General features: G+C 43.6%; 11 protein-coding genes and 1 pseudogene. 2 read left to right on the top strand and 10 right to left on the bottom strand.

Annotation, left to right across the window (positions count from 1 at the left end; translation table 11 throughout):
• Positions 1–143 precede the first annotated feature (143 nt).
• Positions 144–1,082, bottom strand: coding sequence for a LysR family transcriptional regulator (locus tag BP688_RS08390; protein ID WP_290597221.1), 939 nt, complete (start codon positions 1,080–1,082; stop codon positions 144–146).
• A 101-nt stretch (positions 1,083–1,183) separates the two neighbouring features.
• Between BP688_RS08390 and ribH the strand changes: the two genes are divergently transcribed.
• Positions 1,184–1,615 carry a 6,7-dimethyl-8-ribityllumazine synthase gene (ribH, locus tag BP688_RS08385; protein WP_290597222.1) on the top strand — a complete coding sequence of 144 codons (432 nt, stop codon included), beginning with the start codon at positions 1,184–1,186 and terminating at the stop codon, positions 1,613–1,615.
• A complete protein-coding gene (locus BP688_RS08380) occupies positions 1,596–2,735 on the top strand; it encodes a pyridoxal phosphate-dependent aminotransferase (protein WP_290597223.1) in 1,140 nt (379 codons plus the stop codon). The genes ribH and BP688_RS08380 overlap by 20 nt, the downstream gene beginning before the upstream one ends.
• A gap of 266 nt (positions 2,736–3,001) precedes the next feature.
• On the opposite strand, the gene BP688_RS08375 is transcribed toward BP688_RS08380, so the two are convergent.
• The 9 genes and pseudogenes from BP688_RS08375 to BP688_RS08330 form a co-directional block, all read right to left on the bottom strand.
• Positions 3,002–3,133, bottom strand: coding sequence for a hypothetical protein (locus tag BP688_RS08375; RefSeq protein ID WP_290597224.1), 132 nt, complete (start codon positions 3,131–3,133; stop codon positions 3,002–3,004).
• A 61-nt stretch (positions 3,134–3,194) separates the two neighbouring features.
• Positions 3,195–3,626, bottom strand: a complete 432-nt coding sequence (locus BP688_RS08370; RefSeq protein ID WP_290597225.1) for a PIN domain-containing protein — start codon at positions 3,624–3,626, stop codon at positions 3,195–3,197.
• Positions 3,611–3,841, bottom strand: a complete 231-nt coding sequence (locus BP688_RS08365; protein ID WP_290597226.1) for an AbrB/MazE/SpoVT family DNA-binding domain-containing protein — start codon at positions 3,839–3,841, stop codon at positions 3,611–3,613. Before BP688_RS08365 ends, BP688_RS08370 begins: the two co-directional genes overlap by 16 nt.
• Positions 3,842–3,959: 118 nt before the next feature.
• A pseudogene (locus BP688_RS13565) lies at positions 3,960–4,525 on the bottom strand (transposase); the annotation flags it as partial.
• Between the two features lie 94 nt (positions 4,526–4,619).
• Positions 4,620–5,738, bottom strand: coding sequence for a pectin acetylesterase-family hydrolase (locus BP688_RS08350; protein WP_290596033.1), 1,119 nt, complete (start codon positions 5,736–5,738; stop codon positions 4,620–4,622).
• A 69-nt stretch (positions 5,739–5,807) separates the two neighbouring features.
• A complete protein-coding gene (locus tag BP688_RS08345; protein WP_290596032.1) occupies positions 5,808–6,665 on the bottom strand; it encodes a cation diffusion facilitator family transporter in 858 nt (285 codons plus the stop codon).
• On the bottom strand, positions 6,662–7,819 hold the full coding sequence (gene serB / locus BP688_RS08340; protein WP_290596031.1) for a phosphoserine phosphatase SerB: 1,158 nt from the start codon (positions 7,817–7,819) through the stop codon (positions 6,662–6,664). The genes BP688_RS08345 and serB overlap by 4 nt, the downstream gene beginning before the upstream one ends.
• A gap of 153 nt (positions 7,820–7,972) precedes the next feature.
• Positions 7,973–8,311 carry a DDE-type integrase/transposase/recombinase gene (locus tag BP688_RS08335; protein ID WP_290596030.1) on the bottom strand — a complete coding sequence of 113 codons (339 nt, stop codon included), beginning with the start codon at positions 8,309–8,311 and terminating at the stop codon, positions 7,973–7,975.
• 212 nt (positions 8,312–8,523) lie between these two features.
• Positions 8,524–9,591 carry a hypothetical protein gene (locus tag BP688_RS08330; protein WP_290623502.1) on the bottom strand — a complete coding sequence of 356 codons (1,068 nt, stop codon included), beginning with the start codon at positions 9,589–9,591 and terminating at the stop codon, positions 8,524–8,526.
• Between the last annotated feature and the right edge of the window lie 61 nt (positions 9,592–9,652).

Here is a 9,652-nt window from a genome sequence, read left to right as displayed (position 1 = left end):
GAAATTACGGAGTTTTTGCTTACCTAATCTTAGTTTTGAAATAAAATTTAATACTTCTAAAATATTTAGATAAACTTTTTTCAACTTTTAAAAAATTCGTTAAAAGAGATTTAAAAGTATTTAAAAAATTTGAAAATCTAAACCTATTCGAAACAACGGCACTGCATGGCAAAATCTTCAAAGAGTTGTCTGCCTTTAGCCAGTATGAAGTTCAGATACTCCTTCATCTTCTTGCTCTCTAAGGATAACTTTGAGGATACGAGAAATATCTTTCTCTCTGCTTTAAACCCCTTTATCTTCCTCATTTTAATCAAACCAACCTCACAAGCCTTGCATGCAGCTATGTAGGATGTAATGGCAATTCCTATCCCACTGCTCACAGCATTTATTTTTGAATAGAAATCTCCGACTGTGTAGGCAATGTTCAGGTCATCTGGCCTGACTCCACTCTCGATCAAATTCTTTTTTGTGCTCGTGGTTATCCCGTAATCGTCGGTAAGCATGACTATCGGATATTTCGTAACGTCATCCAGTGTTACCTCATCCTTCCTTGCGAGTTCGTGGTTGGGAGGGGTGATCAGAACAAGAAGATCGTCACCCAAAATATCGTAGTTCAACCTCTCAAACTCAAGATGTTCTTCAAGCAAATCCCCAGCAATTGCAAAGTCGTATTTGCCACTCAAAACCCCCCTCACACACTCATGAGCACCTCTCAAAGCTATACTCACCTCAAGCTGTGGATACTGAGATTTCAGGAGTGTCTGAATCGCATGAACGATGTTCAGACCGACCATTCCGGACGCTATCGTTATTTTATCTCCCCTCAGGTTTGAGATGAGCCTTCTTGTTTCATCTACACTACTCAAAACCGATTTCATATTTTTGATGGCTATATTCCCTTCATCTGTCAGCCTTACACCATTTGTACTCCTCTCAAGAAGTTTCGCACCGTAAAAGGATTCTATTGAGTTGATTTGAAAGCTAACGGAGCTAACAGACATTCCAAGATTTTTCGCTGCCTTCTTCAGACTTCCCGACTCAACAACCTCTATGAAGGTTCGCATAAAGTCCAGTCTGACCATGGTTCGAAAATTTAGCAATTGGTTTTTAAAATTTTTGCATATTTGTTCAGTGATTTGGTAAACTATTAAATACTACCGGAGATTTTTGAAGGGTGGTTGTGATGGATAAAGTCAAGCTCGGGATGGTTGTTGCCGAATTCAACAGAGATATCACCTATATGATGGAGATTCTCGGAAGGGAGCATGCTGAATTTTTAGGGGCTGAAGTTTCCGAAGTTATCAGGGTCCCCGGAACCTTTGATATTCCGATTGCCGTGAAGAAAATGCTTGAAAAAGGCAATGTTGATGCTGTTGTTGCCATAGGCTGTGTTATTGAGGGCGAGACGGAGCATGATGAGATAGTTGCCCAGCATGCTGCCAGGAAAATACTTGACCTAAGCCTTGAGTATGGTAAACCGGTAACCCTCGGCATAAGCGGTCCGGGAATGGGCAGGATTGCAGCAACCGAGAGGGTTGATTACGCTAAAAGGGCTGTTGAGGCTGCGGTTAAGCTCGTAAAGAGGTTGAAGGAGTATGATTCAGAGGGGAGCTAACAGGATTGAGGTAGTCCAGCCGTCAGCCACGCTCAGAGTCTCAACGATGGCAAAAGAGCTGGCAAGGGAGGGCAAAGACGTAGTGGATATGAGTGTTGGAGAACCAGACTTCACGACACCCAAATTTATTATAGAAGCAGCATACAAGGCGATGAAGGAGGGGAAAGTCTTCTACACCCCCACGAAGGGAATTCCAGAACTCATTGAAGCAATTGTCGAGAAGTTGAGAAAGGAGAACGGTATAGAGGTTGGTGCAGAGAATATCATCGTAACGCCAGGGGCGAAGTATGCCATTTACGAGGCAATGATGTGCCTGCTGCAGGAGGGCGATGAGGTTATTCTGCTCGATCCATCTTGGGTCAGCTACGAGGCATGCATTCTGATGGCTGGAGCCAAGCCAGTTTGGGTACCTCACGAAGAGGGTTTTGAAGATGCTCCGATTGAAGATTACATTACTGGAAACACGAAGATGATTGTAATTAACTCCCCCAGCAACCCTCTCGGAGTGGTTTATCCCAAGGATTTTTTGAAGAAGGTAAGGGACATTGCCGTCGAGAAGGATTTGCTTGTTATGTCAGACGAGATTTACGAGAAAATCATCTTTGAAGGTGAGCATTACAGCCTTGCAGCGATGGACGGGATGCTTGAGAGAACAATAACAATCAACGGCTTCTCCAAGACCTACTCAATGACAGGCTGGCGATTAGGCTATGCTGCTGCTCCGGAATGGATAATAAAGCTGATGAATCGCATGCAGAGCCATTCAGTCAGTCATCCGACATCCTTCGTGCAGTATGCCGGTGTTGCCGCTCTTAAGGGAGATCAGGACTTCATCAGGAAAGTCGTGGAGGAATTCAGAGTGAGGAGAGACATGATAATGGAGAAATTGGGAGAGCTGGGCATTGAATACGCTCCCCCCAAGGGAGCATTTTACATTTTCATGAATGTAAACAGGGACAGTGCAGAGTTCTGCGAGGAGTTTCTGAAGAAGGAGTATGTCGCCTTAACTCCGGGTTCTGCCTTCGGAGTTGCATACAAAAGCTGGGTAAGGCTGAGCTACGCAACTTCGAGGGAAAGGATAGCAGAGTTTTTAAATAGGCTGGAGAGGCTTTTGAAGTGACTTTATTTAATTTATCAGTCTCTTTATCCTGTTGTACTGCATTCTTATAATCTCACTCTCAAGTTTTTTCATCTCCCTCCTCTCTTCAATATTCTTCCCAGATATTCCCCAGCAGCAGACTTCAGCAACTCATCTCTGAACTCAACATTTCTCGGATACTTGTAAGTGGTCGTCCTCTTCTTGGCTCCACTCTACCAGCTCCTGATCCCGCTACCTTGCCTTTATACTCCGATTTGAGGCAATATAAGCCTTTATCATCTCTCTAACTACCTGATCAGGTATGCCGCAACGCAAACCTCAACATGATGCTCATACACCACATCCCAAATTCCCCTTTGAACGGAGATATGCTCAACTTCGGGATGCTTCTGCTTTGTAACCTCATCTTCATACTTCACTGCGAATTCTCAGTGTACAACTTGGACAATATAATTCGGCAGTGCTCTTGTATCAAAAGCTTCATATCCATAAATTTTCTTCAGATTCTTCCGGGAGCACCTCTATTCCCTGTTTAACAGCAATCTTGCGTAGACTTCGATCAAAAGTTGCCAGAGGGCGCTTTCTGCTGATAGCATGACTGAGAATTATAACATCGTTAAAATGCGAAAGAGACAGATTGTTGTTGCATATAAACTCAAGAGCCTGCTTTATTGTCTTATGCGTGTCTTCAAGACACCTAAACCTCGGGTCACTAAGATAGTCTTCAAGCATATCTCTTGCATTCATCGAGGTTAGCATGTTTTTTCTAAAGAACCAGGCATACTCCATAAGAACTACTGTGGGAACCAGCCACTTGCCCAGTGAGTCGAGCAGCTTGCGGGATTCTTTATGAAACTGTGTGTCCTCAAACGTGTCGTATATTAGAACATTGGTGTCTACAACCGCATGCACTCTATCATACCCTCCTCTATGGATTTTTCAATCTCTTCTGGAGAGATATCTCTGCCAAGCTTCAGAGTTTTTCGCTCCTTTTTGAGACGCTCAACTATTATTTTATCACCTTCCACTCGAACTTCGAGGAGGTCTCCCTCCTTTATCCCCAACATTTTTCTTATTTTAGCAGGAAGAGTTATCTGGTAGTTTCGAGTTACTTTGGTTACCAACATAGTTCATTCACTTATTACTACTCTTGAAAAAATAGTATATTAACTTTTCTCGTAAATTCGTTAAGTGCTTAACATTTTTTAACTTACCAAAAATTTCTCAATCCCTTCGCAATTGACTTTTTGAGGTTTTACCAATTGTTTCTTTAAGCTCTTCTACATCCAGCAGAGATATCTCAGAGACAAATTCTTTTAACACCCTTCCAAACGTTTTCAATTAGATTCAAGTCGGGAGAGTGAGGGGGGAAAAGGTAAACCAGCAGGATATCCAGTTTATTTGCTTCTTCTCTTACCTTCTTAGCATAGTGCATCCTAAAATCGTCCAGCCACTTTTTCCGGGATTTGCTTCCCTTATCTTCCAGAGAACAACTACAAGTCTTCCTTGCAGTATTTGACCGCCGAACTCCATCTCGTCAATAAACCCCTCCATTATATCCGATCGTTGTTCTTGATCACTTCCCTTGGTTTTTCCTTCTGTGCTCTTTGCTGAGTTTGGAAGGTCTCTTCCTCCGAATTCTGGAATTAAGTCTTCATAGCCTTTGGAGTTCCATCTTTTAATCCATGTATAGCCTGTAGGTTTGGTAATTCCTGCAAGTTCTGCTGCTTCCCCAATGCTCATTCCTCTGTGGAGATATCTTATGAAGTAAAGCCTTCTTAGGATTCGCGTATCTTTTTCGATTTGATCATTTTATCCAGTTCTTCTACTGGCAGATGTTTTACAACTTCGTAAACTTTCTACCCACGTTGTTTTTTAGTATAAATATGCTAAGACCATAAAAAATTAGGTCTCAACTAAATCTACAGGCTGCCCCCCTATCAGCTTTTCAATCCACTGGAAGAGATATATGCCGTCAACATTCAGCCAGTAAACCCTTGGTAGTTCAAGAGCAGTATGCATTGACTTGTCAACCAAAAATCTGTAGTAGTTGTCAGGAAACTGATTTCTCAGATCAGACGTCACCTCAAGCAGTTTCTTCTTGAACTCGCTCTGACTGTATTTGAGGAAGGCAACACCTATAACAAAATCTCTTTCGTCTTCAAAGAAACCGTAGATAATATCGCTGTATTTCTCAAAGGTGTATGCGAGGGCGTAAACAGGTTCATCCCCAAGATAACTTAGGGCATCAGGTGGCAAATTCTGAGTCCAGCCCCAGCTTTCGACCGAAGCTTCGAAGGTAAACTTGGGGTCTCTCTCCGACACAAGCCCCGGACCGGCATCGTTTATCACCACAATGCTCTTTCCGAATATCTCTCTGGCTGTTAGAGTATGAAGAACGGTTGCATAGCCTCCAGCACTCGAACCTGCAATCACTATCTTTTCAAAATTGCCCTGACTGGCAATCCACCTCATAGCCACCACAGCATTGACATAACCCACGTGATATACCGTCTTGCTATATTTGAAGAAGTAGTATTTCATAACCCTGTTTCCAATGTGCACATCTCCAGTTCCGTAAGGGATGTAAACTATCGTCCAGTCCTTGAACGGATTGAGCGGGTTTGCCCTGTTGAAGATTCCAAGCTTAGACATTAGAACAGACTGGCTGAACTCAGGATGAAGGGTTATAACCATGAACTTACAGGTGATGTAGTCGGTGCACGCTCCTCCACCCTCAAAGTAGACCAGCAGATTGTTTGAACTCCCCCTACTCACCATTATGAACGTTTCACTTCCATCACCACTGACACACGGCTCTGGAAGGTCAACCTTAACCCAATCTATTCCGTCATAGGGCTTGTCCACTGGCATACTGTCAAGAGATGGCATTGAAGAAACATCAACCGAGTATGGGTCTGCGTAGTATTCCTGCACCACCACCTTCTTGCTGAATGACAGGGCTGTCGCCTGAGTGGCACAAACCACAAGGAGCATTATTACCAAAACAATCCTCCCTCTCATGTAGATGGCATTATTCAAAAATTTTTAAATTTTATCCTGAATAATAGTTATAATAATAAGAATTGGCAATTAAGCTTCGTATATCTTTCTCCTCTCTCCATCATGCGGGCAGAAATGGACAGAGATGTGCTTTACCTCCGGATGTTTTGCCATTATTGCTTCTGCTATCTCCACAGATAGTCTGTCGGCATCCTTTACAGTCATCCCCTCATCAACCGTAACATGCAGGTCGAGATGTATCGAGTTCTCTCCGGTATAAACTCCGACCATGTCGTGCACACCTTCAACTCCATCAATATCGGCACACACCTTTTCTACACTGTCGTAGAACTCGTCGGAGGGTGACAGTCCAAGAAGAATCTTTGCATTGTCTCTCACAAGCTTGAAGGAGTTGTAGAAGATTATAGAAGCTATTACCAAAGTGGCAACACCATCAAAAATTAGATGCCCAATCCAAACGAGACCTACGCCTAAAATAGCGGTGAATGTGGACAGAGCATCGTTGACGCTCTCGATCAAAAGCGTTCTGTTCAGTATGCCTGTCCTCTTTGCTGAAAGATAGGCTGCAAGAAAAAGCAAGAGGAGAACGATGATTTCGGCAGATATCGCAATAGCAATGTTCTGGTAGAGAGGTGTTGGGTTAAGAACCTTGCTCACTCCCTCCTTTGCAAGCTCAAAAGAGAGGAAGGTGATAAAACCCACACCGACGATCAGAGATGCGACGTTCTTCGCCATCTCATGACCCAGAGGGTGAGATGAGTCGGGTGATTTTCTCGCAACCCTCTCCGACGCGAGAAGAATCAGAATCATTGTTATATCAACAACAGAATGCGTTGCGTCTGCAAGAATTGCCGTAAAGCCCGACAAGTAATAGGCAACCAGCTTAATTCCAAAAGAAAGGATGTAGATTGCAAGAATGTCTATCATATCCTCTTAACAAACTCAGCTGGCAGTTTCAGCACGCTTGCCAGTCCAACGAGGTTCTCCTTCGATATGCTGCCGTCTGCAACATCCTTGAGAATTTCCTTTGCGTTGAAGGCTATACCCAGCCCGGCCTTTTCAATCATAAGCCTGTCATTTGCACCATCTCCAACGGCAACAACGTTTTCAGGATTTATTCCTTCCTTTCTCGCTATTTCCTCCACAATTCTCGCCTTCTCTTCAGCATCTATTATTTTTCCTTTGATTCTTCCCGTGAGTCTCCCATTCTCGATCTCAAGTTCGTTGCCAAAGGCATAATCGAGGTCGAGCTCCTTTTTGAGCCTGTCAGTGAAGTAGCTGAATCCCCCACTCACAACTGCTACCTTATATCCGGACTCCTTCAAACTCCTAACGAGCTCCTTAGCTCCCTCAGTAAGCTTAATCCTTGCGTAGATGTTCTCAAGAACTTCAACCGGAAGCCCTTTCAGCAGCCTTACCCTCTCCTCAAGAGCCTCCTTGAAGCTTATCTCGCCCCTCATTGCCCTCTCAGTAAGCTGAGCAATCTCTTTGTCAACCCCAGCCTCTTTCGCAAGCTCATCTATTATCTCGGCATCAACAAGAGTTGAATCCATATCAAATACTATGAGCCTTTTTTCCCTTCTGAAGGTCGAGTAGGGCTGCATAACTATGTCCAAACCCATTCTCTCCGCTTCCTCCCTCAATCTCCTCTTTATTGCACCTGCATCTCTGTCTCCGATATCAACAAGGAACTCTATTGATATCAGCTCTTCTCTCGCCGTAAGACTTGTTCTCTCAATATTTATCCCAAAATCGAGAAAAACTCGCGTGACATCTCTCACAATTCCAACTCTATCCTTTCCGAGAATCGTTACAACCTGTAGGTTCTTATCTCCTTCACCCCTTCTAAGAAAGGGTGTCAGGCTGACATGAACCTGCTTCCTCCTCGCAGCTTCTTCCACACTAACCTTCACACATTCCTCATCCTCAACCTCTGCAACGATGAACATTGCGAACATTCCTTGCAGAACCGACTGCTCAATGTCCACTATGTTGGCGTTGCAGTCAGCCAAAGCCTTCGATATCTCGTGAACTATTCCCGGCTTGTCCTCACCGTAGACTGAAATTGCAATCAACTTCACAAAAAGAAGTAACACCTCCCCAAATTTAAAGGCTGTGAATCACTTCGGGACATTCTTTCACCTGTTATCATTTTGTTGAACTGCTTGAGCATAGCAAAAGAATATCTTTACCCTCTCTTCATCGAACTAAACACGGATTTAACTAAACTGCGATCACCGAAAGGTTTGATGCTCAAATTCCAGATTTAAACTTTCTAAAGCATCAATTAACCAGAGAGCCTTATCAACAACGAATTTAGGCTTGTTCTCGCAGTACTTAAGAACTTCTTTGATGAATGACTTCGTAGTCAAGTAATTCCTTGTTGTATAAACTCTCATTAGAATTGGCTCGTTTCTATCAACGTCTATTGCTGCATATACGTAATACTTCTTCTTGTTAGCTTTAACAACTGTTTCATCAATTGCAATTAGATTTCTCGGCTTTTTCTCCGCTGAAATTGGCAGTTTTTCTTCAAACTTATCCAGCGATGATGACTTCGAGATAGGATGCATCTCTGATAGGATTTTGACTGTCCTTCTTACAGAAGATGTCTGGATGTAGGTTGCTATACCGAGAACCTTGATTTCAAAATTTTGTTCCTTTCAAACACTTTAAGCTTTTACAATTTCCTTCACAGACTGTATATTTTTGTTGTGCTATGTTTTAGATTTATTTAGGTTTATAGTAATGGGGATATGTCCTTTTAAAAACACATGAAAACACATCATAGCCAGTTGGAATAACTCTTGAGGAATCCGTCTGAGCCGACGGTTTTCACGTATCCCGACGATCCGGTCGAGGTTACAACGAGTGTGGCTTGAGGAGCCGGCACCTTCGTCACTCCGAGGGATGCTGAGACACCATACGGATACGAGAATCCCACTGATACGGTAAAAGCGTAGTTAGAGCCACCGGTTATCGGTATTGTTCGAGTGTCTCCAGCGGGAGTGATGTAGTACTCTCCTGAAGGCAAATGTCCATCCCAGCCTGCTGACGTTCTGGTGTAGTGCTGCGGGTCGTAGTTCGTGTCGACAGCGTAGATGTTCTCGTAGAAAAAGCTGTAGTCGTCCATTTCTATTTCGGTGATCGCGTACTTGTATTTGAGGTTGAAGTGCACGGTGTAACTCTTCTTTCCGCCAAGATACGGGCTGCTAATCCCACTGTCAAGTTCAACTTCAGTGTATCCGTTTGAAACCCAAGTTGTAGACCCCCACGGTCTGAACTTGCTTTCAATTTTCAGCTTCGACCCAACCGGATACAAGTATCTGGCCTGAATGTCATCCCAAACGGCGAAGCTGAGAACGGGTGTGAGTTTGTAAGTGCTCCAGCTGCCCTCAACCGGCTCCGATTTGAGTTCGGAAACGCTTCTCATGACAATCTTCACACTCTTTAATGCCACCGGATGTGGCTCGTTCGTTGGATCGACGGCAAGGTTTACAACTCCAAGCTTCTTCAGCTCCTTGTTGGCAACGGCAATTTGCAGGTTTACGGGCTTGTATATTCTCATTTCCTTTCCGTTTTCAACGTACATGGTAACGAGTTCCCTCTTTACCGCTACCGAGAACGTAGCAGTGCCATGTGCGTAGCCTTCGTATATTTTCTTTGGTCCGTTCTCAGTCAGCTCGAAAACCACAACCTTACCCGATATCGCTTCTCCTTTCTCATCTACAATTTGAGCGTTTATATTTACAACGAGCCGGTCGTCAGGTACGAACTTTATTACTCCCGCAACAACAGCTGCGGTTCCTATTAGAAATGCCAGCAACACTCCGAGTTTTTTCTTGTTCCACATGATGGCAATGTGCACGAATTGATTTATAAGTTATATGATCACTTCAATCTAAGTTGAAGTA

Origin of the sequence: Archaeoglobus sp. UBA230 (assembly GCA_002507545.1) — an archaeon.
Classification (GTDB): domain Archaea; phylum Halobacteriota; class Archaeoglobi; order Archaeoglobales; family Archaeoglobaceae; genus Archaeoglobus.
Note: the sequence above shows the minus strand (reverse complement) of the source record. Positions and strands in the feature narration are given on the sequence as shown.